Source organism: Rhizobium sp. P1_E1 (assembly GCF_056406015.1).
Genome location: NZ_JBFUAY010000008.1, coordinates 1 through 20,985 on the forward strand (window position 1 = coordinate 1; position 20,985 = coordinate 20,985).

General features: G+C 60.5%; 21 protein-coding genes. 12 read left to right on the forward strand and 9 right to left on the reverse strand.

All coding sequences use genetic code 11. From position 1 onward, the window contains the following. Both lpdA and AC1D1Z_RS05265 read left to right on the forward strand, forming a co-directional pair. On the forward strand, window positions 1-1,015 hold a 1,015-nt coding region (lpdA, locus tag AC1D1Z_RS05260; protein ID WP_477849728.1), incomplete at its 5' end, for a dihydrolipoyl dehydrogenase. A 101-nt stretch (window positions 1,016-1,116) separates the two neighbouring features. Further along, entirely contained in the window at window positions 1,117-1,617 is a 501-nt protein-coding gene (locus AC1D1Z_RS05265; protein WP_131646879.1) for a cytochrome b, read from the forward strand. 12 nt (window positions 1,618-1,629) lie between these two features. On the opposite strand, the gene AC1D1Z_RS05270 is transcribed toward AC1D1Z_RS05265, so the two are convergent. The 3 genes from AC1D1Z_RS05270 to AC1D1Z_RS05280 all read right to left on the reverse strand — a co-directional run bounded on the left by AC1D1Z_RS05270 (window position 1,630) and on the right by AC1D1Z_RS05280 (window position 4,987). Next, on the reverse strand, window positions 1,630-2,544 hold the full coding sequence (locus AC1D1Z_RS05270; RefSeq protein WP_245515874.1) for a TraB/GumN family protein: 915 nt from the start codon (window positions 2,542-2,544) through the stop codon (window positions 1,630-1,632). Window positions 2,545-2,792: 248 nt separating this feature from the next. After that, on the reverse strand, window positions 2,793-3,869 hold the full coding sequence (locus tag AC1D1Z_RS05275; protein WP_047620379.1) for a TraB/GumN family protein: 1,077 nt from the start codon (window positions 3,867-3,869) through the stop codon (window positions 2,793-2,795). 182 nt (window positions 3,870-4,051) lie between these two features. Then, complete coding sequence (locus AC1D1Z_RS05280; RefSeq protein ID WP_018243873.1) at window positions 4,052-4,987, reverse strand: tyrosine recombinase XerC; 936 nt, start codon at window positions 4,985-4,987, stop codon at window positions 4,052-4,054. Window positions 4,988-5,125: 138 nt separating this feature from the next. Between AC1D1Z_RS05280 and AC1D1Z_RS05285 the strand changes: the two genes are divergently transcribed. Beyond that, window positions 5,126-6,076, forward strand: coding sequence for a GNAT family N-acetyltransferase (locus AC1D1Z_RS05285; RefSeq protein ID WP_113543715.1), 951 nt, complete (start codon window positions 5,126-5,128; stop codon window positions 6,074-6,076). A 16-nt stretch (window positions 6,077-6,092) separates the two neighbouring features. Then, window positions 6,093-6,590, forward strand: a complete 498-nt coding sequence (locus AC1D1Z_RS05290) for a GNAT family N-acetyltransferase (protein WP_131646877.1) — start codon at window positions 6,093-6,095, stop codon at window positions 6,588-6,590. Here the strand turns inward: AC1D1Z_RS05290 and AC1D1Z_RS05295 are convergent. Continuing rightward, on the reverse strand, window positions 6,571-7,503 hold the full coding sequence (locus AC1D1Z_RS05295; protein WP_131646876.1) for a dihydrodipicolinate synthase family protein: 933 nt from the start codon (window positions 7,501-7,503) through the stop codon (window positions 6,571-6,573). The two genes, AC1D1Z_RS05290 and AC1D1Z_RS05295, sit on opposite strands and share 20 nt — an antisense overlap. Before the next feature lie 278 nt (window positions 7,504-7,781). Between AC1D1Z_RS05295 and AC1D1Z_RS05300 the strand changes: the two genes are divergently transcribed. The 8 genes from AC1D1Z_RS05300 to AC1D1Z_RS05335 all read left to right on the forward strand — a co-directional run bounded on the left by AC1D1Z_RS05300 (window position 7,782) and on the right by AC1D1Z_RS05335 (window position 15,827). Next, on the forward strand, window positions 7,782-9,998 hold the full coding sequence (locus AC1D1Z_RS05300; protein WP_131646875.1) for a primosomal protein N': 2,217 nt from the start codon (window positions 7,782-7,784) through the stop codon (window positions 9,996-9,998). Between the two features lie 69 nt (window positions 9,999-10,067). Then, the gene (locus AC1D1Z_RS05305; protein ID WP_018243858.1) at window positions 10,068-10,457 is read left to right on the forward strand and encodes an AGROH133_08824 family phage infection protein; all 390 of its coding nucleotides are present in this window, start codon (window positions 10,068-10,070) and stop codon (window positions 10,455-10,457) included. Window positions 10,458-10,712: 255 nt separating this feature from the next. After that, a complete protein-coding gene (locus AC1D1Z_RS05310) occupies window positions 10,713-11,279 on the forward strand; it encodes a F0F1 ATP synthase subunit delta (protein WP_018243857.1) in 567 nt (188 codons plus the stop codon). Then, entirely contained in the window at window positions 11,279-12,808 is a 1,530-nt protein-coding gene (gene atpA, locus AC1D1Z_RS05315; protein WP_477849734.1) for a F0F1 ATP synthase subunit alpha, read from the forward strand. Before AC1D1Z_RS05310 ends, atpA begins: the two co-directional genes overlap by 1 nt. Before the next feature lie 28 nt (window positions 12,809-12,836). Next, entirely contained in the window at window positions 12,837-13,721 is an 885-nt protein-coding gene (locus tag AC1D1Z_RS05320) for a F0F1 ATP synthase subunit gamma (RefSeq protein WP_018243855.1), read from the forward strand. A 23-nt stretch (window positions 13,722-13,744) separates the two neighbouring features. Then, the gene (atpD, locus tag AC1D1Z_RS05325) at window positions 13,745-15,181 is read left to right on the forward strand and encodes a F0F1 ATP synthase subunit beta (protein ID WP_477849736.1); all 1,437 of its coding nucleotides are present in this window, start codon (window positions 13,745-13,747) and stop codon (window positions 15,179-15,181) included. Next, the gene (locus tag AC1D1Z_RS05330) at window positions 15,181-15,420 is read left to right on the forward strand and encodes a hypothetical protein (RefSeq protein ID WP_018243853.1); all 240 of its coding nucleotides are present in this window, start codon (window positions 15,181-15,183) and stop codon (window positions 15,418-15,420) included. The genes atpD and AC1D1Z_RS05330 overlap by 1 nt, the downstream gene beginning before the upstream one ends. Continuing rightward, on the forward strand, window positions 15,420-15,827 hold the full coding sequence (locus AC1D1Z_RS05335) for a F0F1 ATP synthase subunit epsilon (RefSeq protein ID WP_018243852.1): 408 nt from the start codon (window positions 15,420-15,422) through the stop codon (window positions 15,825-15,827). Before AC1D1Z_RS05330 ends, AC1D1Z_RS05335 begins: the two co-directional genes overlap by 1 nt. A gap of 149 nt (window positions 15,828-15,976) precedes the next feature. On the opposite strand, the gene AC1D1Z_RS05340 is transcribed toward AC1D1Z_RS05335, so the two are convergent. The 5 genes from AC1D1Z_RS05340 to AC1D1Z_RS05360 form a co-directional block, all read right to left on the reverse strand. Further along, entirely contained in the window at window positions 15,977-16,714 is a 738-nt protein-coding gene (locus AC1D1Z_RS05340) for a sugar transferase (RefSeq protein ID WP_018243851.1), read from the reverse strand. A gap of 167 nt (window positions 16,715-16,881) precedes the next feature. Continuing rightward, a complete protein-coding gene (locus tag AC1D1Z_RS05345; protein ID WP_131646874.1) occupies window positions 16,882-18,102 on the reverse strand; it encodes an acyltransferase family protein in 1,221 nt (406 codons plus the stop codon). 182 nt (window positions 18,103-18,284) lie between these two features. Next, window positions 18,285-19,295, reverse strand: coding sequence for an ABC transporter substrate-binding protein (locus AC1D1Z_RS05350; RefSeq protein ID WP_131646873.1), 1,011 nt, complete (start codon window positions 19,293-19,295; stop codon window positions 18,285-18,287). A 68-nt stretch (window positions 19,296-19,363) separates the two neighbouring features. After that, on the reverse strand, window positions 19,364-20,176 hold the full coding sequence (locus AC1D1Z_RS05355) for an ABC transporter ATP-binding protein (RefSeq protein ID WP_131646872.1): 813 nt from the start codon (window positions 20,174-20,176) through the stop codon (window positions 19,364-19,366). Further along, complete coding sequence (locus tag AC1D1Z_RS05360) at window positions 20,173-20,979, reverse strand: ABC transporter permease (protein WP_131646871.1); 807 nt, start codon at window positions 20,977-20,979, stop codon at window positions 20,173-20,175. Before AC1D1Z_RS05360 ends, AC1D1Z_RS05355 begins: the two co-directional genes overlap by 4 nt. Between the last annotated feature and the right edge of the window lie 6 nt (window positions 20,980-20,985).

The following is a 20,985-nucleotide window of genomic DNA, read 5'->3' on the forward strand; positions in this document are numbered from 1 at the left end:
GCAGGAGATCGAAGGCAAGAACATTGTCATCGCCACCGGCTCCGACGTCGCCGGCATTCCTGGCGTGCAGGTCGAGATCGATGAAAAGACCATCATCTCGTCTACCGGCGGCATTGCGCTGGAGAAGGTGCCTGAAACGCTGATCGTCGTCGGCGGCGGCGTTATCGGTCTCGAGCTCGGTTCCGTCTGGTCGCGCCTCGGCGCCAAAGTCACCGTCGTCGAATATCTCGACACCATCCTTGGTGGTATGGACGGCGAAGTCTCCAAGCAATTCCAGCGTATGCTTGCCAAGCAGGGCATCGATTTCAATCTCAGCGCCAAGGTCACCGGCGTTGAAAAGGGCGACAAGGGCGCCAAGGTCACTTTCGAGCCCGTCAAGGGCGGCGACAAGGTGACGCTCGAGGCCGAAGTCGTGCTGATCGCCACCGGCCGCAAGCCCTATACATCGGGTCTCGGCCTCGAAGAGGCCGGTGTTACGCTCGACAATCGCGGCCGCGTCGAGATCGACGGTCACTTCAAGACCAATGTTGCCGGCATTTATGCGATCGGCGATGTGGTCAAGGGTCCGATGCTGGCGCACAAGGCGGAAGACGAGGGCGTGGCGCTTGCCGAAATCCTTGCCGGGCAGCATGGCCATGTGAATTACGAGGTCATTCCGAGCGTCGTCTACACCCAGCCGGAAATCGCTTCCGTCGGCAAGACCGAGGAAGAACTCAAGGCGGATGATATCGCCTACAAGGTTGGCAAGTTCCCGTTCACGGCGAACGGCCGGGCGCGTGCGATGCTGGCGACGGACGGCTTCGTCAAGATTCTTGCCGACAAGGAAACCGACCGCGTGCTCGGCGGCCATATCGTCGGCTTCGGCGCCGGCGAGATGATCCACGAGATCGCCGTGCTGATGGAGTTCGGCGGTTCGTCAGAAGATCTCGGCCGTACCTGCCACGCGCATCCCACAATGTCGGAAGCGGTGAAAGAGGCTGCGCTCGCAACCTTCTTCAAGCCGATCCATATGTAATCTTACATATTCGTAACAAAGCATACAGCCGCTTGCCGAAAGGCAGGCGGCTGTTTTAGTTGTTGCCTATCGTTGAGTTCAGCATCCGTGAAGGTCCAGAAATGCAGCAGCCGTCCATCGTGAGTTACAGCCTGAGCCAGCGTTTTCTTCACTGGGCCGTGGCGCTGCTGATCTTCTTCAACCTGCTGTTTCCCGATGGCATGAATATCTGGCATCGGCTGATGCGCAGAGGCCAGGTACCGACGCCGGAGCAGATTTCGTCGGCGAATATCCATGCCTATGTCGGCATCGCCATCCTGATGCTTGCCGTCCTCAGGCTCGGGCTGCGTTTTACCAAGGGCGTCCCGGACGAGGTCGCACAGGAGCCGGCGATCTTCCGTCTTGCAGCGAGGCTTGCCCATGCCGGCCTCTACATCCTGATCTTCTCGATGCCGCTTTCGGGCATCGCCGCCTACTATTTCGGTATCTATCCCGCCGGTTCGTTCCACGCGGATGTCCTGAAGATCATTCTCTGGGCGCTGATTGCGGCGCATGTCGCCGGCGCCCTCGTCCATCAGTTCTATTGGAAAAGCAATGTTCTGCGCCGCATGACGCTCGGCTGACCGTCAGCGGGTTCAGTTCACCGCGGTGACGGTAAAGCCCTGCCGGCGTAGCAGTTCAACCAAGCCGTCGTCGCCGGGCAGGTGCGCCGCTCCGACGGCGATCATGGTGCGCCCCTTGTCGAGGTAGGGCTTCGCCCGCTCCGCCATGACCTTGTTTCGATCCGTGATCATACGGTTTTCGAAGGCTTTTTCAGCAGCGAGATCTGTCGAGACGACCTCCATGAGCGAGAAGATCATTCCGATCTTACCCTGATCGTAGAGGCTGATCATCGTCTCGGTTATGTCATCCATACCATTCGGAAACGCCAACAACTCCCGCAGGTTCTGAAGCATGCGGTCGTCCGGGACATCCGACAGGGCCTTAATTTGCTCGACTGGCGTTTCCAGGCCGACCAGATTGACACCATCATCTAGCGCCTCGAGGGCGAGAGATTCGTCCAGTACCCTGAGGCCGCTTGCTCTGCGCTTGATATCGCAGCCACGTGTCTGGAGGCTGGCGTAGATGAACCAAGGTCGCATCTTAGCCATCAGGTTCACGTTGATGCCCTTTTTCTTCAAGCCGGCAGCGACTTCGCTGGTCGCGTCAGGGGGCAAGATGTGATCGAGGGTCTTGTCACCCGGGAGCGTGGTCAGCTCGGGATGCTTGAAGATCTCCAGCACAAGTTTTTCCGGCTCTGCGATTTCCGCTAACTCGACAGTCAGAGTGTCGATAGCGTCGTACGCTTCGTAAAATCCTTCCGGCATGTCCAATACACGAGAATCGCTCACATGCATCGTGCCGAGCAACCAGGAAGGCTGGAGACCGGCTTTTCGATTTTCCAGAAGATCGCATTGCCGTTCGGTATCGTCTCGGCTTTCTCGACAGCCTTCCTGAAACGGACGGGATCTTCCTTTTCCAGTTGGATCAAAAGGTTCTGACCCGGGCAAGCCAGTTCGTCATCGGCCAAGGCAGGCGAAAAGGAAAATATCGTTAGCATCGCCGCCGCCACTAGCAGTGCGYCGTTACCGAACGTGGGAAGACCTTTCGAGGCCGCTCTCGAGGTGAAAACCATATTCTGGCTGAGCATTGAAACTCTTTTGGGAACAAAGGGCTGTAAATGCCGCCATGTGACGTATGCAAACTGGGGTTGTCAATCTCAGAGAGCTGCCGCTACCGCAAATTACTGAGGTTGGACCTAATTAACGGCTGTCACCGTGAAGCCCTGCTGGCGTAGCAGTTCGATGACGCCGTCCTTGCCGGGCAGGTGCAGGGCGCCGACGGCCATGAAGACGTTGCCGCCGTCGAGAATGGGGGCGGCGCGTTCGGCCATTACCTTGTTGCGGTCGAGGATGACACGCTGCTCGAAGGCGGCATAATCGTTATTTTCGCCCTCTTCTTCAGGCGTCACCGTTTTCAGCATCGGCATGGTCATGCCAATATCACCGGAGAGGTAGAGGTCGGTCATCGTCTCGACGACATCGCTCATCTTGTCGCCGAGTTCCAGCGTCTCGATCAGCGACTTCAGATGGAATTCGACCGGCAGATCGGCCATGGCCTGGATCTGTTCGGCAAGGGTTTCCAGCCCCTTGACCTGCTTGCCCTGAGCAACGGCATCGGTGGCGATCTTCTGGTCGAGGAACTGCACGCCCTTTGCCTTGCGGGCGATTTCGCAGGCCGGCAGGGCGACGGCGCTCGAGATCATCCAGGGCCGCATGCGGGAAACGGCGCTGAGCGGGATACCGCGCTGCTTGAGGCCGGTTTCGAGGCGCTTGTAGTCCTCGGGAGAAAGCAGCTTGTCGATCGTCGTGCCGTCGGTGAACATCGTCAACTCCGGCTTTGCGAGCAGGGCGGCGGTCGCTTTCCGCTCATCGAGGATCTCGTCGGATTCGATGACGATCGTACTGGCGGCATCGTGGGCTGCCTGGGCGCGCGGTGGCAAGGCGAGCACGCGCGGATCGGTAACATGCATGCTGCCGAGCAGCCACGAAGGTGCAAGTCCCGGCTTCTCGACCTTCCAGAAGATGCCCTTGCCGTTCGGCGTGGCGTCGGCTTCCTTCAGCGCCTCGGCATAGCGGGCAGGGTCGTTCTGCTGCAACTCGACCATCAGGTTGCGGCCAGTGCAGGCCACGTCTTCGGCCGCCGCCGGCCTTGCAGTCAGGAAGGCGACAAAGAGGGCCGCAAGAAGCAGCATGTGAAAGGCTGCGATCAGCCAGAGCAACAGATTGGCCGGCACTGCGAGGTAAGACGTCCGGCGGCCGATTGATGTCGTCATGATGGGTGTTCCGATCACATGCCTTGTGCGTTTCATGGTCTACGCCCGGCTTGCGCATATTCCTTTAAGAGAATGCGTTAACGAAAGTTAAAGTGCATCACATCAAATCGGATTCATGACGATGCACTTTAAATCAACGCATCGTGCTTCCAAAAATCAATTCCGATTTCCGGGCCGATGCGCTAGGCGCGCGGATGCGCCCGATCATACACCTCGAGCAGCCGTGACGCATCGACTCCGGTATAGACCTGCGTTGTGGAAAGGCTGGCATGGCCGAGCAATTCCTGAATGGTGCGCAGATCGCCGCCGCCGGCAAGCAGGTGGGTGGCGAAGGAATGGCGCAGGGCATGCGGTGTCGCCGTTTCCGGCAGACCGAAGGCGCTGCGCATCTTCTGCATGGTGCGCTGGATGATTGCCGCCTGCAGCTTGCCGCCGCGGGCGCCGCGAAACAGCGGTTCACCGCTTTCGAGATGGTATGGGCAGAGCGCGCGGTATTTCTCGACCGCGTCGAAAACCACAGACAGCAACGGCACCAGCCGCGTCTTGTTGCCCTTGCCGGTGATGCGCAGCACCGTTGCGCCCTTCTGCAGGTCGGCGGGAGCAAGATCAAGCGCTTCGGAGATGCGCAGGCCGCAGCCGTAGAGCAGCGTCATGACAGCCGCATCGCGCGCCGCAATCCAGGGTTCGTCATGCAGTTGGGCGTCGTCGCTGACGACGGTGATCGCCTGCGTGTCCGACAGCGGCTTGGGCAGCGATTTCGGTTGTTTCGGCGAGCGCACTGCGCCGGCGCCGGCGGCGTTGACCAGGCCCTTCTTTTCGAGATGGCGCAGCAGCGAACGGAGACCGGCGAGATTGCGGCCGAGCGAGCGGGCGCCGGAGCCCTGCCTGCGCCGGGCCGCCAGGAAGGCGCGGAAATCGGCGGGGCGCAACTCCCTGATGTCCCGGAGCGTCACCGGGCCGGCGAGATGGCCGGTCAGGAAGGTCAGGAACTGGCGGGTGTCGCGCTCGTAAGCGTCGAGCGTATGCTCGGAAAGACGGCGCTCACGGGCGAGATTTTCAAGCCATGCGGCACGCTCCGCCATCAGGCGCGGATCGGCGATAACAAGCAGTTCGTTCACGTTGCTGGCCTTGATTTTGCCTTCAAGTCCGCCAATTTGGAGCAGGAACAGTTATGGAATTGCTAATGCCGGCCAAGCCTTTGTCATCCTTCGATCATATTGTACTGCGATAGCTTTTACCCATAGACAGGATCTTTCATGGCACGGCGCGATTCCATGACGGCTTTCGGACAGCTCGCGGAAGCGATCGCTCTCGTTTCACAGGGAAAGCCCGGTCATATCGTCGATACGCTGATTGCCGAACGCGGCCAGAGGATCGTGAAAAATCCGCTCTGGCCGGTCATGCGGCCATTCCTCTACACGCTGCTGCGTTACAACAAGGCGCTCGAATTCGCCAATGCGGTTGCCAAGATGCCGGGTTTCCAGTCGTTCGAATATCTGAGTGATGTGCTGAAGCTCGACATCGGCATCACCAATGGCGAACGCATCCCTGATGCCGGCGGCTTCATCCTCGTCAGCAACCATCCCACAGGCATCGCCGATGGCGTTGCCGTGTTCGATCTCTTGAAAGCGCGTCGGCCGGACATGATGTTCTTTGCCAATCGCGATGCCATCCGCGTCAATCCGCGGTTTGCCGAGATGATCATTCCTGTCGAATGGCGGGAGGAGCATAAGAGCAAGCTGAAGGCGCGCGAAACGCTGCAACTGACCAACCATGCGGTGAAGGAAGGCAAGGCGACAGTGCTCTTTCCCTCAGGCCGCATCGCCTACTGGGCAAACGGCCGGCTGAACGAACGGCCATGGAAGACCTCGGCCGTCGGGCTGGCGCGCAAATACAATCTGCCGATCCTTCCGGTCCATGTGACGGCGCGCAATTCTGGGCTGTTCTACTGGCTGGCGAAATGGTCGACGGAGCTTCGCGACATGACCGTGTTCCACGAACTGTTGAACAAACGCGGCGACCGCTTCGATTTCGTGATCGGCAATCTTATTCCCGCCGAACAGCTAGACGGCGATCTCAATGAGGTGACGAAGGCGCTGGAGAAACATACGGTGCAGGATATGGCCGGGGATGGCGACGCGACCTTCGTGCCGGTCGGCCCGCCGGCCGCGGCGATGCACCGCGAGGTTCCGGTTCCTGCAATCTAGAACCACCGGCATTGCCATGACAATCAATATCCGCACGTTCCGCGATCGGTTGCCGCAGGAGATCGCAGATCTCGAAAGCGAGGCCCGGCAAGAAGGCTATCGCCATATCGCCCGCCTTATCGACGAATGGTCGACCGGCGCCGTCAGATTCGATCGTGATGGCGAAAGGCTGCTTGGCGCCTATGCCGATGAGGTGCTCGCCGGCATCGGCGGCATGACTGTTGAAACGGCCATGTCAGGGGTGCTGCGGATGCGGCGTTTCTACATCAGTCCCGCAATGCGCGGGCGCGGCATCGGCCGGATGCTTGCCATGGCTCTGGTTGACCATGCGTCGTCCTTCTGTACCCTCGTCACCGTTCATGCGGGAAACGATGGTGCGGCAAGGTTCTGGGAGTCGCTCGGGTTTCAGCCTCACGGACGAGATGGACATAGCCATCTGCTCGCGCTGCAGCACCATAACGATGGTCCAGCGGCTTCGGATTTGCGCCAGTGTGTTACGCCCCGATCTCCTTGAGGCGGATGGCCTGGCGCGCCAACAGCCGCTCGACATCGGCAATATCGAGTGCGGAGAGCTTGGCGCCCGGCTTGCGCAGGGTGGCCGACTTGATCACGCCGCGCTTGGCAAGCACATATTTGCGCGAGGCAAGGCCAATGCCCTGCTGCTGTTCGTAGCGGGCGAGCGGCAGATAGGCGTCGAAGATCGCATGGGCGCGATCGGGATTTCCGGCTGCATAGGCCTCGACGACGCCAACCATCATCTCCGGATAACAAAAGCCGGTCATTGCGCCATCGGCGCCGCGGCCCATCTCTTCGGGCAGGAAAAGCCCGCCATTGCCGCAGAGGATGGAGATACGCCGCATGGCGCCCTTGTCGCTGGCGGCGCGAAGCGCTGAGATTTTCGAAAGACCCGGCCAGTCCTCGTGCTTGAGCATGACACAATTCGGCACCTCGTTGACGATGCGCTCGATGACCTTAGGCGCGATGGTCACATTGGTGGTGAGCGGATAATCCTGCAGCACGAAGGGCGTATCGCCCAGGGTCTCGCCAACCGACTGGTAGAAGGCGAAGGCCTGATCGTCAGTCTTGACGGTCCAGGGCGGCGCAACCATGACACCGGCCGCCCCCTCGCCCATAACGGCTTCGGCAAGTTCGCTCATCGGCGCAAGCCCTGGCGCCGAAACGCCGACAACGACGGGGAGGCGCCCGTCGAGGCGCTTCAGCACCCGTTGGACGACTGTCCGCGATTCCTCGGCGGTCAGCTTCGGGGCCTCGCCGAGCTGGCCAAGCACCGTCAGGCCGGTGACGCCGGCGCCCTCGTAGAAATCGACCATGCTGTCGATACTGGCGAGATCGAGCGCGCCGTCATCGGTGAAGGGGGTTACGGCGATCACATAGACGCCCTTGGCATCTTCGGTCAGTCTGGCCATTCGTACTCTCCAATTCAGCGGCCGAAGAACAGCGCCTCGGCATTTCGAACAAAAATCTTTTCGGCAATCGTGGGATCGTCAATGGCGGCCTGCTCGAGTCTCTATAAGGTCGGTATCGCGAAATACGCCGTCTTCCTGCGACCGCATACTACATTTTCGACCGCGTGGTCATCATGCGCAAGGCGCGGCCGTGGAAAGCGGAGATGCAGGGGACGAGCAGAATCCTGCTCCGTCTTTGCAGTTTCAATTCCATCGATTTGCGGGCATGGTCTCGCGCGATGAGCACAGATTCGTCCGATCTCTTTGGCGCGCTTTTCGAGGCACCGCCCGCGAACCGAACGGTTCCGGTGCTGGTGCCGATGCCGGCGCCCAAACCCTATTCCTATTCGGTGCCGGATGGCATGGCGGTCGAGCCCGGCTCGGTCGTGCAGGTGCCGCTCGGGCCGCGGCAGGTGATCGGCGTCGTCTGGGACGGCGGCGAAGACGGCGTCGATCCGAAGAAGCTTCGGCCGATCAGCCATGTCTTCGACTGCCCGCCGCTTTCCAGGGAGATGCGGGATTTCATCGATTGGGTGGCGACCTATACGCTCTCGCCGCCTGGGCTCGTTGCTCGCATGGCGCTGAGGGCGCCGAACGCCTTCGAGCCGGAACCGATGGTGGAGGGGTTGAAGCTCGTCGGCGGCGAACCGGAACGGATGACGCCGGCGCGCGCCCGGGTGCTCGATACCGCCTCCGACGGCTTTTCCTGGACACGCAGCGGTCTTGCCCATGCGGCGGGCGTCTCGACGAGCGTCGTCGACGGACTGATCACGCTCGGCATTTTTGAGGCGATATTCCTGCCGCCGCCGCCGGTTGTGGCGATGCCCGATCCGGATTTTGCCGCCGCACGTCTCGAAGGGCCGCAGAAGGAGGCAGCCGAAGAGATCGTTACCGACGTCCGCAAGGGCGAATTTTCGGTGTCGCTGATCGACGGGGTGACCGGCTCCGGCAAGACCGAGGTTTATTTCGAGGCGATTGCCGAGACGCTGAAACGTGGCAAGCAGGTGCTGATCCTGCTGCCGGAGATCGCGCTGACGGCCAGTTTCATGGAGCGCTTCCAGGACCGCTTCGGGGCAAAGCCGGCCGAATGGCATTCCGATCTTGCGCCGCGCATGCGCGAAAAGGTCTGGCGCCAGGCGGTGACCGGCGAAGTGCGGGTGGTGGCGGGCGCGCGCTCGGCACTCTTCCTGCCCTTCGAGGATCTCGGCCTGATCATCGTCGACGAGGAGCACGATCCCGCTTACAAGCAGGAGGATCGCGTCTTTTACAATGCTCGCGACATGGCTGTGGTGCGCGGCCGAATCGGCGATTTCCCCGTCATCCTGGTGTCGGCGACGCCGTCGGTCGAAAGCCAGGTCAACGGGCAGAGCGGACGCTACAGCACCGTCCACCTGCCGACGCGTTTCGGCGATGCGGCGATGCCGGACCTGCATCTGGTCGATATGCGCAGGCATGCGCCGGAGCGGAGCGGCTTCCTGTCGCCGGTGCTGATCCGGGCGATCGGCAAGACGGTGGAGAAGCGCGAACAGGCGCTGCTGTTTCTCAACCGCCGCGGTTATGCGCCGTTGACGCTTTGCCGGGTCTGCGGCCATCGGTTCCAGTGCCCGCAATGTTCGAGCTGGCTGGTGGAGCATCGTTTCCGCAAGCAGCTGCAATGCCACCAATGCGGCCATGCCGAGCGCACGCCGGAAGCCTGCCCGGAATGCGGCACGCTCGACCATCTCGTTGCCTGCGGGCCAGGAGTCGAGCGCATCGCCGAAGAGGTGGAACGGCATTTCCCGGAGGCGCGAACGATCGTTCTCTCCTCGGATATTATGGGTGGGGTGAAGCGGCTGCGGCTGGAGCTCGAAGCGATCGCCAAGGGCGAGGCCGATATCGTCATCGGTACCCAGCTTGTCGCCAAGGGGCATAATTTTCCGCTGATGACGCTGGTCGGCATCGTCGATGCCGATCTCGGCCTTGCCAATGGAGACCCCCGCGCGGCCGAGCGCACCTTCCAGCTTTTGTCGCAGGTGACCGGCCGGGCCGGGCGCACCGGCCTGAAGAGCCATGGGCTGCTGCAGACCTATCAGCCGCAGCATCCTGTCATGCAGGCGATCGTATCAGGTGATTCCGACGCCTTCTACGAGCGCGAGATCAGCGAACGCGAACGCGCCGTGCTGCCGCCCTTTGGCAGGCTTGCCTCGATCATCGTTTCGGCCGAAACCCGCCATGATGCTGAAAACCATGCGCGCGGCATGCGCAACGCCGCACCGCAGGTGTCGGGTATCTCGGTGCTCGGCCCGGCCGAAGCGCCGCTCGCGCTGGTACGCGGCCGTCATCGCTTCCGCCTCCTGGTGCACGGCCGGCGGAACTCGGACATGCAGGGGTTCCTGCGGGCGATGCTGTCGCAGTCACCCAAGGAGCGCGGATCGGTGCAGGTGCAGCTGGATATCGATCCGCAGAGTTTTCTCTAGACGCCATTTCCTCCTTTTTCGGCCCATGCCATAAAACACTGATTCATCCGGGTGATTTGGGGCTGACGCATGGAGTTTTATTTTCCGACCGAGCTTGGCGAGCAGCTTGCTTTTTGCTCTGCCGCTTTCACGGCGCTTGCCGGCTTCATCATGATGTTCGCGCCGGGGCAGACTTTCCGTCTTCTCGGTCTGCAGGCGCAGGAGGGGCGGCCGGAAGGTTTCGGCGAGGGACGCTCGATGGGCGGTTTCTATCTCGGTTTCGGCCTGTCGGCGATCCTGCTCGCCCAGGACTGGATCTACATGGCGCTCGGCGCCTCTTTCGCGATGGCTGCCTTTGCCCGTATCATCTCGATCCTGTCCGATAAGGGGAGTAATCTCGTCAACTATTTACTCCTGGTTGTGCAGATTGCTTTGGCCGCGCTACCGCTGCTCTACGTTTTCGGCTTCATCCAGACGTGACTCTCTCTGCCGGCAGACGGCATTTCTGGCCTCCTTCCAGGCCATTGCGCAATTTTGCGAACAGAAAATCATATGAAAGGCATATTCGGGCGTTACGCGTGTTGCGAGTCCGTACATCCTATGTTAGACGGACCCCGAATTTCGGAAGAAGCAAGAGGCTTCTCTTGTGATTTCTGGGGGAAATCAAAACGAATTCAAGATCATAGGTTCGGCGCCCGCCGAGAGCCGGATTTTGGGTTGAAATCAGGGAAATTTGTGCCAGTGGCAGACACGTCCCAGCTTACTTCTGGTGTTGCCGAGCGCTATGCCTCGTCGCTTTTCGAACTGGCGCTCGAGCAGGGCGCCGTCGACAGCGTAACCGCCGATCTTGACCATTTCCAGACGATGCTGGATGAGAGTGCCGACCTGAAGCGTTTCGTCGCAAGCCCGGTTTTCTCCGCCGAAGACCAGTTGAAGGCGATCGTCGCCATCAGCGAGAAGGCCGGCATCAGCGGTTTCTTCGCCAATTTTCTGAAGGTCGTGGCGCGCAACCGCCGCCTGTTTGCCCTGCCGGGCATGATCAAGGCCTTCCGCATCATCGCCGCGAACCATCGCGGTGAAATTTCCGCCGAGGTCACCTCGGCGCATGCGCTTTCGCAAGCGCAGGAAACCGAATTGAAGGTGGCACTCAAGAGCGTTACCGGCAAAGACGTGACGATTGCCGTCACGGTTGATCCGTCAATTCTTGGTGGTCTGATCGTGAAGGTCGGGTCCCGTCAGATTGATACGTCTCTTCGTACCAAACTCTCTACCCTTAAGCTCGCATTGAAAGAGGTTGGCTGATGGATATCCGCGCCGCGGAAATTTCCGCAATTCTCAAAGACCAGATCAAAAATTTCGGCAAAGAGGCAGAAGTCTCGGAAGTCGGCCAGGTTCTCTCCGTCGGTGACGGTATCGCTCGTGTCTATGGTCTGGACAATGTCCAGGCCGGTGAAATGGTCGAGTTCCCGGGCGGCGTCCGTGGCATGGCGCTGAACCTCGAATCCGACAATGTCGGCGTCGTCATCTTCGGCGCTGACCGTGACATCAAGGAAGGCGACACCGTCAAGCGGACCGGCGCCATCGTCGACGTTCCGGTCGGACCTGAATTGCTCGGCCGCGTCGTCGACGCGCTCGGCAATCCGATCGACGGCAAAGGCCCGATCAATGCGACGCGCCGCTCGCGCGTCGACATCAAGGCTCCCGGGATCATCCCCCGCAAGTCGGTTCATGAACCGATGTCGACTGGCCTCAAGGCCATCGATGCGCTGATCCCGGTCGGCCGCGGCCAGCGCGAACTCGTCATCGGCGACCGCCAGACCGGCAAGACCGCGATCCTTCTCGATGCCTTCCTCAACCAGAAGGCCATTCACGACAACGGTCCGGAAGGTGAGAAGCTTTACTGCGTCTACGTCGCCATCGGCCAGAAGCGTTCGACTGTCGCGCAGTTCGTCAAGGTGCTCGAAGAGCGCGGCGCTCTGAAATATTCGATCATCGTTGCCGCCACCGCTTCCGATCCGGCGCCGATGCAGTTCCTGGCTCCGTTTRCCGGCTGCACCATGGGCGAATATTTCCGTGATAACGGCATGCATGCGCTGATCGGTTACGACGATCTGTCCAAGCAGGCCGTATCCTACCGTCAGATGTCGCTTCTGCTGCGCCGCCCGCCGGGTCGCGAAGCCTATCCGGGCGACGTTTTCTACCTGCATTCGCGCCTGCTCGAGCGCGCTGCGAAGATGAATGACGACATGGGCGCCGGTTCGCTGACCGCTCTGCCGGTTATCGAGACGCAGGGTAACGACGTTTCGGCCTTCATTCCGACCAATGTGATTTCGATCACCGACGGCCAGATCTTCCTTGAAACCGATCTTTTCTATCAGGGTATCCGTCCTGCCGTGAACGTTGGTCTGTCGGTTTCCCGCGTTGGTTCGGCGGCGCAGATCAAGGCGATGAAACAGGTTGCCGGCTCGATCAAGGGCGAACTCGCGCAGTATCGCGAAATGGCTGCCTTCGCCCAGTTCGGTTCGGACCTCGACGCTGCGACGCAGCGCCTGCTGAACCGTGGCGCACGCCTGACCGAACTCCTGAAGCAGTCGCAGTTCTCGCCGCTGAAGACGGAGGAACAGGTCGCGGTGATCTTCGCGGGCGTCAACGGCTATCTCGACAAGCTGCCGGTTGCTTCGGTCAGCAAGTTCGAGCAGGGTCTCCTCTCATATCTGCGTTCGGAAGGCACCGCCATCCTCGACGCGATCCGCACGGAAAAGGCAATCAGCGATGATACCAGGGGCAAGCTTACCGCTGCTCTCGATAGCTTCGCAAAGTCTTTCTCGTAATCGGGCCCTAAGTTAGGACGGATCACGGATGCCTTCACTTAAGGATCTGAAAAACCGGATCGCCTCCGTCAAGGCGACGCAGAAGATCACCAAGGCGATGAAAATGGTCGCCGCGGCGAAGCTTCGGCGTGCGCAGGAGGCGGCCGAGGCCGCCCGGCCTTATTCGCAGCGCATGGGYGCGGTTCTGGCGAACATCGCCAAGGCCGTCACCGATGCGGATGGCGCGCCGACACTGATGACCGGTACCGGCAAGGACCAGGTTCACCTGCTGGTGGTCTGCACAGCCGAACGCGGTCTTTGCGGTGGCTTCAATTCGCAAATCGCACGCTTTGCGCGCGAGCATGTCCGCAAGCTGCTTGCCGAGGGCAAGACGGTGAAGATCTTTACCGTCGGCAAGAAGGGTTATGACATCCTTCGCCGCGAATATGCTTCTCTGATCATCGAGCGCAAGGAATTGCGCGACGTCAAGCGAATCGGTTTCGAGAATGCGGACCAGATCGGCAAGCGCGTCATCCAGATGTACGAGGCTGGTGAATTTGACGTCTGCACGCTATTCTATTCCGAATTCAAGTCGGTGATCAGCCAGATTCCAACAGCGCAGCAGCTCATCCCGGCTTCGACGGGCGGAGTACAGAGCGAAGATGCCGCGCATGCAGGTGCCGTCTACGAATATGAGCCGGATCCGGCATCGATCCTCGAAGATCTGATCCCGCGCAATATCTCGGTCCAGGTCTTCCGTGCGCTCCTCGAGAACGTTGCCGGCGAGATGGGTGCGAAGATGAGCGCGATGGATAATGCGACGCGTAACGCCGGTGAGATGATCAACAAGCTGACGCTGAGCTACAACCGCCAGCGTCAGGCGCAGATCACCAAGGAACTCATTGAAATCATTTCGGGCGCGGAAGCGCTCTGAGGTTAGGAAAAGAGGGTCAGAAAATGGCTGAGGCAGCTACCCCCAAGACAGGCTCTGTCGGCAGAGTCACACAGGTTATCGGCGCCGTCGTCGACGTTGCTTTCGAAGGCGAACTGCCGAAGATCCTGAACGCGCTGGAAACCAGCAACAACGGCAATCGCCTCGTTCTCGAAATTGCGCAGCACCTTGGCGAAAACGTCGTTCGTACCATAGCGATGGATTCGACCGACGGTCTCGTGCGCGGCCAGGAAGTCACCGACACGGGCTCTCCGATCATGGTTCCCGTCGGCAATGAGACGCTCGGCCGCATCATGAACGTCATCGGTGAGCCGGTCGACGAAGCAGGTCCGCTGGTTACCGCCCACAAGCGCTCCATCCACCAGGATGCGCCGACCTATGTCGAGCAGTCGACAGAAGCGCAGATCCTCGTCACCGGCATCAAGGTCGTCGACCTTCTCGCCCCGTATGCACGCGGCGGCAAGATCGGCCTCTTCGGTGGCGCCGGCGTCGGCAAGACCGTCTTGATCATGGAACTGATCAACAACGTCGCCAAGGCGCATGGTGGTTACTCGGTTTTTGCGGGCGTCGGTGAACGCACCCGCGAAGGCAACGACCTTTACCATGAAATGATCGAATCGAACGTCAACAAGCACGGTGGTGGCGAAGGCTCGAAGGCTGCGCTGGTTTACGGCCAGATGAACGAGCCGCCGGGTGCGCGCGCGCGCGTTGCTCTGACCGGCCTGACGGTCGCCGAACACTTCCGTGACCAGGGCCAGGACGTGTTGTTCTTCGTCGACAACATCTTTCGCTTCACGCAGGCAGGTTCCGAAGTGTCGGCTCTGCTCGGCCGCATCCCGTCGGCCGTCGGCTATCAGCCGACGCTCGCAACCGACATGGGCCAGATGCAGGAGCGCATCACGACGACAACCACCGGCTCGATCACCTCGGTCCAGGCCATTTACGTTCCGGCCGACGACTTGACTGACCCGGYGCCGGCAACTTCGTTCGCTCACTTGGACGCAACGACGGTTCTGTCGCGCTCGATCGCTGAAAAGGGTATCTACCCGGCCGTCGATCCGCTCGACTCCACGTCGCGCATGCTCGACCCGTTGGTCGTCGGCGAAGAGCATTACGAAGTCGCCCGTAAGGTCCAGTCGACGCTGCAGCGTTACAAGGCCCTCCAGGACATCATTGCGATCCTTGGCATGGATGAACTGTCCGAAGAAGACAAGGTTGCCGTCGCCCGCGCCCGCAAGATCGAGCGCTTCCTGTCGCAGCCGTTCTTCGTCGCCGAAGTTTTCACCGGATCGCCGGGCAAACTGGTTGCTCTTGAAGACACGATCAAGGGCTTCAAGGGCCTCGTCAACGGCGAATATGATCACTTGCCGGAGGCTGCCTTCTACATGGTCGGCTCTATGGACGAAGCTGTCGAGAAGGCCAAGAAGCTCGTAGCTGCTTGATGAGCGACGCGCTAGACGAAATATTCTGCTGCGACTCCCTGAGGGGGGTCGTGGCGGATCTTCCGGAACCAGCTGCTCCCACCGTCTATCGCGCCGATAATGGTGTGCTGATGATGGTGGTAGGTCTTGTCCAGAGCGAGGAAGGCCTCGGCTATCTCGATCAAGCGATACTGCACTGCCCGTTCTGCGGGACAAAATTGCAAGATGCAAAAGCCATAGCCGAGAAGGTAAGTCACTGATGGCTGACAATTTCAACTTTGAGCTCGTTTCACCGGAGCGCCTGCTGCTGTCGGAGATGGTGACTGAGGTCGTCATTCCTGCGACCGAAGGCGAAATGACGGTCATGGCAAACCATGCTCCGACGATGACGACGATCAAGCCTGGTGTCGTAAGCGTGCGTTTCGCCTCCGGTAAGAAACAGGACTATGTGGTGTTCGGCGGTTTTGCTGATATCCTGCCGACCGGCTGTACATTGCTTGCTGAATCTGCAGTTCCGGTCGAAGAACTCCAAAAGGACGAGCTGACCCGCCGCATCGAGGCCGCCCGTAGGGAACTCGAACATGCCGAATTGCACGAGCATAAGTCGAAGCTCGAGCACTTCATCATGGAAATGACGCATCTGAGCGGTATCGTTCAACAGGACTGATCGCAATCGACTATGACGATGAAAGGCGGCTGTAACAGCCGCCTTTTTTGTGTCCGTTCCATCTCTTAGGGGGCGGAAGACAGCGCCACTGGTGGCTTGAAATGAACAAGCGGTGGATATCGCCGCTTTTGCAACGCGCAAAGTTCATCTCAGAAGCCTGTACCGCCGCGCAGCTCGATGACGACCGTCCTGAGCAGTATCTTCAGGTCGAGCAGCAGGCTGAAATTCCTGACATAATAGATATCGCAAGCGATGCGGGCGCGGGCTTGCAGCGATCGCGCCGTCGGGCCCCGCCAACCGCGTGTCTGCGCAAGACCGGTGATGCCGGGGCGCATGATGTGGCGTTGATGGTAGTCCGGCACCAGTTCTTCGTAGAGCTTGCCGGCTGCCCGCATGTTGATGGCGTGGCAGCGCGGGCCGACCAGCGACATCTCGCCCCTGAGGACGTTGAAAAGCTGCGGCAGCTCGTCGATATTGGTCTTGCGGAGCACCGCGCCGATGCTTGTCACCCGGCTGTCGCCCTTGACGGTCTGTTGAACGCCGCTCGGATCACAAGCTTCGGCGCGCATCGACCGGAACTTGAAGACCGTGATCTTCCGGCCGTTCAGCCCCCAGCGGATCTGGCGGAAAAACACCGGACCGCCATCGTCGAGTTTGATGAAAAGAGCGATGGCCAGAAAAAGCGGCGCCAGCACGAGAAGGGCGCTGACTGAGGCGACGATGTCGATCAACCGCTTCATGGCCAGCCGCAACGCCATTTTTCTTTCTACAGGGGAAAAGCTATCCGGCTGGCGAATGTTGGAGTTCGCTATAACCAGGGTCTTGGTTTTGTCCTGACGCTGAGACGGATCGAAGCGTGAATTCGTCTTCGAAGTAAAAGCATTCATTACGCAAGGTCCACAAGTTTAGATGCGATACTGAACAGCAGTGAGACAGATACATGGTCACGTATCGTTTGTCATCGGTATAAATATGAATTTGATAACCCTAAAGACGCCAAAAATGGGAGTATTTCGCGTTAACCTTAATGCCTGTAGTTGCACCTATGGCGAATTTATACTTTGAAAGGAGTAGCCCGATTGGGTAGGCGAGATGTCAGCCGGTTGCCGAGATCGATCGCCGGTTTTTCCAGCAGGAAGTAGCTGAGGCTCGCGACCAGAAGGATGAGCGCCGCCGCCAGCCCGCAAGATTGCAGCCAGCCGGTGACGACATTTTCCGAGGAAAAGCCAAACGAGCCCGGGTCGAGTCTCTGGATCAATATCAGGATGATCTCCTGCCAGATATAGATGCCGAAGGAGATCTTTGCGATGTAGCGGACAGGAGCGTTGTCGAACAGCCTTCCCAGGTGTTGCGAATGGCTGAGCGAAACGAGCGCCGTTGCGACCGCCAGCGGAAAGACCGGAAAACCGTAGGGGATTTCGAGCCAGCCGTAAGCCTCGTCGGAGCCGCCGGGCGATATGACGAGGCGGTAGCCGGCAACGGCGATGGCCAGGAGCGATACAACATCGAACCAGGAGGCGCGCCTTGTTGGGAGCATGACCTCGACGCCCGCGGCAAGCGCGCCGAGCGCGAAGACGGCAAAGAAGCCGATCGGATTATATCTCGGCATCCACTCCTTCGCGCCGCCCTGCAGGCCGTACTGCCAGCCGCGTCCGATGTCGTCGAGCGGAAAGAAGGTCAGGATCAGCATATGGGCGAGAAGTACGGCTGCGATGACGCAAAACCAGGCGAAGCGGGCAAGCAACGGGCGCCGCCTCAGGGGGGGCAAACGAAATAGCAGGAGAAAGCAGATCGGCAGGAGCACATAGCTGGTGACCTCGAAGGCAATCGACCAGAGCGGCCCGTCGGCTTCGACAGGAAACAAGGTACGCCAATGCCACTGGCTCATGAACAGCAGCCCGGAGACGTAGCGGAGCACAATCTCCGGCGTCAGCGGCAGGGCAAGCAGCGTCAGGCTGAGAGCGAAGCCGATGGTGGCGGCGAACCAGAAGCCAGGAGCGATGCGCGCCGCCCTGCGGATCGCGTAATGGCGGAGGCGCGGCATGTCGCCGCCCGCGTCGAGTGCGCGCCAGAAGGGATGGGCAAGAAGAAAGCCGCTGAGCACGAAGAAGATGGCGACGCCGAAATTGCCGAAGCGGAGGATATGTGCGGTCGGTCCGAGTTCGTCAGGGATTCTGCGCATATCCAGCCGCAGCGCGAAGTGGTGGGCGAGCACCAGCAGACAGGCCGTCGCGCGCAGAAAGTCCGCTCCGGCCAGTCTCTCCTGTTGTCGCATCCTGCCTCCCCACCTTGCCCAGAGCATGATGCCGAAAAGTGTGAGCGGTGCTCGGACGACATCATGCACCACTTCCTTGATTTAGATACGGATTCAGCTCTTAGGCCGGAGCGGCCCAAGATCTGAATCCGTATCTGAGATTTTGCAGCGGAAAGCCGCGACGGGCAAGGCAGGGGGTGGGCTCAGTCGAGAAGTTCGTTGGTATAATAGGTGGAAAAGTCCGGCTTCTCCTTGAGTGCGGCGCCATTCGCATCGACCAGAATGCCATTCTCCATCAGGAATCCGCCGAGGGCCCCGGCCTTTGCCGGGTCGAGCTTACCGATCACGCCGGCCTCGGATTTCAGGAAGTGCCCCTCGATCAATGCCTTTTGAGAAGCCTTTACCAGTTCCGTATTCATCAGTGCGCCGTTGCTTCCAGAGATCAGCAGCTCGCAGGCTTCGTCGGGATGGTCGACGGAGTAGGCATAACCCTTTCGTGTCGCCTGGATGAAGGCGCGGGCGTGTTCCCGACTTGCGGAGAGATAGGCGTCGCTTGAGACGATGACCGTCGTCTGTTCGTCGGGAATGCCGTAATCGGAATAGTGGAAGCGGCCGATCTTCCGGTTTTCCAGTTCGGCGGCGATGCCTTCCCAGGTGTAGATCTCCAGCGTGAAATCGATCGAGCCATTGTCCAGCGCCTCGTAGGCGGAGGTGCCGAGGGTGACGGTCTTGACGTCGCCTTTGCCGCCGTCATTGCGGATCATCGCGGAGATCAGCGCGCTCTCCCAGGTACCGCCAAAGCCGCCATAGGTCTTGCCGTCGAGGTCTTTCGGGCTCTTGATGTCGTCGCGTCCGCCCTTGAAGATCAGGCGTGCGGTTTCCGTCTGGACGACGCCGTAGACCATCTTCACGTCACCGCCGCCAGCGCGCTGCGTGAGGGTCTCGATCTCGCTGCTGATGCCGAAATCGGCGACGCCGTTGGACACCAGCGTTCCGGCGCTGGTGTCGGTGAAGGGAAGAATCTCGACATCGAGCCCGGCATCGGCATAGAAGCCCTTCGCCTTGGCGACATAGATGCCGATATGGTTGGTGTTGGGTGTCCAGTCGAGCGCGACGCGAACCTTTGCGGGCGCCGATTGGGCGAGGGCGGTACGGCCGGCGAGGCTTGCCGCGATGGCGGCGAAGATCGTCTGGCGACGAGTGAGAAGCAGCATGGTGACCTCCTCAGGTCTCTAGAGCATGATGCCGAAAAATGTGAGCGGTTTTCGGACGACATCATGCTCTAACTCTTTAAATCAGAACAGGATTCAGATTTGAGGCCGACCGGCCTAAAATCATCCTGTTTTAGCGGATGAAGCAGGGTTTGCAGGATTTCGGTTTCGATCGCCTGGGCCGCCGGCGAGCCGAGATCGGCAATGCTTCTCGGGCGGGGCAGGGGAACGCGGAATTCGCGGATGATACGCGCCGGACGGGCCGAAAGCACGTAGATACGGTCGGAGAGGAACACGGCCTCGCGAACATCGTGGGTGATCAGCAGCGCCGTCCAACGGTGTTCGGTCCACATGCCCTGCAGCCATTCCTGGATCTGCGTGCGCGTCAGCGCGTCCAGCGCGCCGAAAGGCTCGTCGAGCAGCAGCATGTCCTGGGTCTGGACGACGGTGCGCAGCAGCGCGGCGCGCTGGCGCATGCCACCTGACAGCTCGGAGGGATAGTGGTGTTCGAAGCCGGCAAGGCCGAAGCTCTCGAACAGCGGCGCGACGGCGGCGCGGGCCGCGCGGCGGCTCATGCCTTTCACCTCGAGACCGAGTGCCGCATTGTCGATGATCCGGCGCCAGGGCATCAGCGCATCGCGTTGCGGCATGAAGGCGAAGGAATGCGGCGCCTGTTCCAGCGGCACGCCCTTAAAAAGCATGGTGCCGGCATCGGGGCGCAGTGCCTGGGTCAGCAGTCGCAGCACCGTCGATTTTCCGGAGCCGGAGGGGCCGACGATCGAAACGAACTCGCCGTCTGCGACGGCGAGCGAAATATCGCCCAGCACCTTCATGCCGTCGAAGGACTTCGAGATATTGTGCAGTTCAACCATTGCATCGCTCATCGGCGCCGCTCCGCGGTTGGCTGCCAGGGCATGACGAGGCGCTGGATCAATAGCGTCGCTCCGAAGAGGCAGAGTGTCAGGACGGCGCTGATGACGACGGCGGCGAGCACGAGATCGGGACGGAAATTGTTCTTGGCGTTGAGGATATAGATGCCGAGGCCGCGGGCGGCGCCGGCATATTCGGCAAAGATCGCGCCGACGACGGCATAGGTGATCGAGATCCGCAGGCCGGCGAAGAAATAGGGCAGCGAGGAGGGAAGCCGTGCCAGGCGGAAAATGCGCCAGCGGCTCGCTTTCATCGAATTCAGCAATTCGGCGATGTCGCGGTCAGTCGATTCATAGCCCTGCAGCAAGGCGACGAGCAGCGGGAAGAAGGTGACGAGCGCCACCAGCAGGATCTTCGGCAACAGGCCGAAGCCGAACCAGAGGACGACGAGGGGCGCGATCGCCACCAGCGGCAGGGTCTGGCTGGCGATGAAGATCGGCAGCAATGCCCGGCGCATGAAGGGCACGAAATCCATGAGGATCGAGGCGGCGAAGGCGAAGGCCAGCGACAGCGCGAAACCTCCGAGTGTCGCGCCGAGCGTCGGCCAGGTGTTTGATATCAGCGCCTCGCGGTTCAGCCAGCCCTGGATGACGATGCGCGAAGGCGCCGGCAGGATGGAAGGTTTGATACCGGAAAGATCGACATAGAGTTCCCATGCCGCCAAAAAGACGCAGCCGGCCAGCAAGGCGGGTATGCCCCGGTAGAGAGCGGCGCGGTGCGCGGCAAGGCGCGAAGCCGATGGTTGTGGCAGTGTCATCAGCGT

Excerpts from the sequence above, each read along its gene's own strand:
- AC1D1Z_RS05265 (WP_131646879.1), top strand. The coding sequence starts at position 1,117 with ATGCAGCAGCCGTCCATCGTGAGTTACAGCCTGAGCCAGCGTTTTCTT.
- AC1D1Z_RS05275 (WP_047620379.1), bottom strand. The coding sequence starts at position 3,869 with ATGACGACATCAATCGGCCGCCGGACGTCTTACCTCGCAGTGCCGGCC.
- AC1D1Z_RS05285 (WP_113543715.1), top strand. The coding sequence starts at position 5,126 with ATGGCACGGCGCGATTCCATGACGGCTTTCGGACAGCTCGCGGAAGCG.
- AC1D1Z_RS05290 (WP_131646877.1), top strand. The coding sequence starts at position 6,093 with ATGACAATCAATATCCGCACGTTCCGCGATCGGTTGCCGCAGGAGATC.
- AC1D1Z_RS05295 (WP_131646876.1), bottom strand. The coding sequence starts at position 7,503 with ATGGCCAGACTGACCGAAGATGCCAAGGGCGTCTATGTGATCGCCGTA.
- AC1D1Z_RS05300 (WP_131646875.1), top strand. The coding sequence starts at position 7,782 with ATGAGCACAGATTCGTCCGATCTCTTTGGCGCGCTTTTCGAGGCACCG.
- AC1D1Z_RS05305 (WP_018243858.1), top strand. The coding sequence starts at position 10,068 with ATGGAGTTTTATTTTCCGACCGAGCTTGGCGAGCAGCTTGCTTTTTGC.
- AC1D1Z_RS05330 (WP_018243853.1), top strand. The coding sequence starts at position 15,181 with ATGAGCGACGCGCTAGACGAAATATTCTGCTGCGACTCCCTGAGGGGG.
- AC1D1Z_RS05335 (WP_018243852.1), top strand. The coding sequence starts at position 15,420 with ATGGCTGACAATTTCAACTTTGAGCTCGTTTCACCGGAGCGCCTGCTG.
- AC1D1Z_RS05340 (WP_018243851.1), bottom strand. The coding sequence starts at position 16,714 with ATGAATGCTTTTACTTCGAAGACGAATTCACGCTTCGATCCGTCTCAG.
- AC1D1Z_RS05345 (WP_131646874.1), bottom strand. The coding sequence starts at position 18,102 with ATGCGACAACAGGAGAGACTGGCCGGAGCGGACTTTCTGCGCGCGACG.
- AC1D1Z_RS05350 (WP_131646873.1), bottom strand. The coding sequence starts at position 19,295 with ATGCTGCTTCTCACTCGTCGCCAGACGATCTTCGCCGCCATCGCGGCA.
- AC1D1Z_RS05355 (WP_131646872.1), bottom strand. The coding sequence starts at position 20,176 with ATGAGCGATGCAATGGTTGAACTGCACAATATCTCGAAGTCCTTCGAC.
- AC1D1Z_RS05360 (WP_131646871.1), bottom strand. The coding sequence starts at position 20,979 with ATGACACTGCCACAACCATCGGCTTCGCGCCTTGCCGCGCACCGCGCC.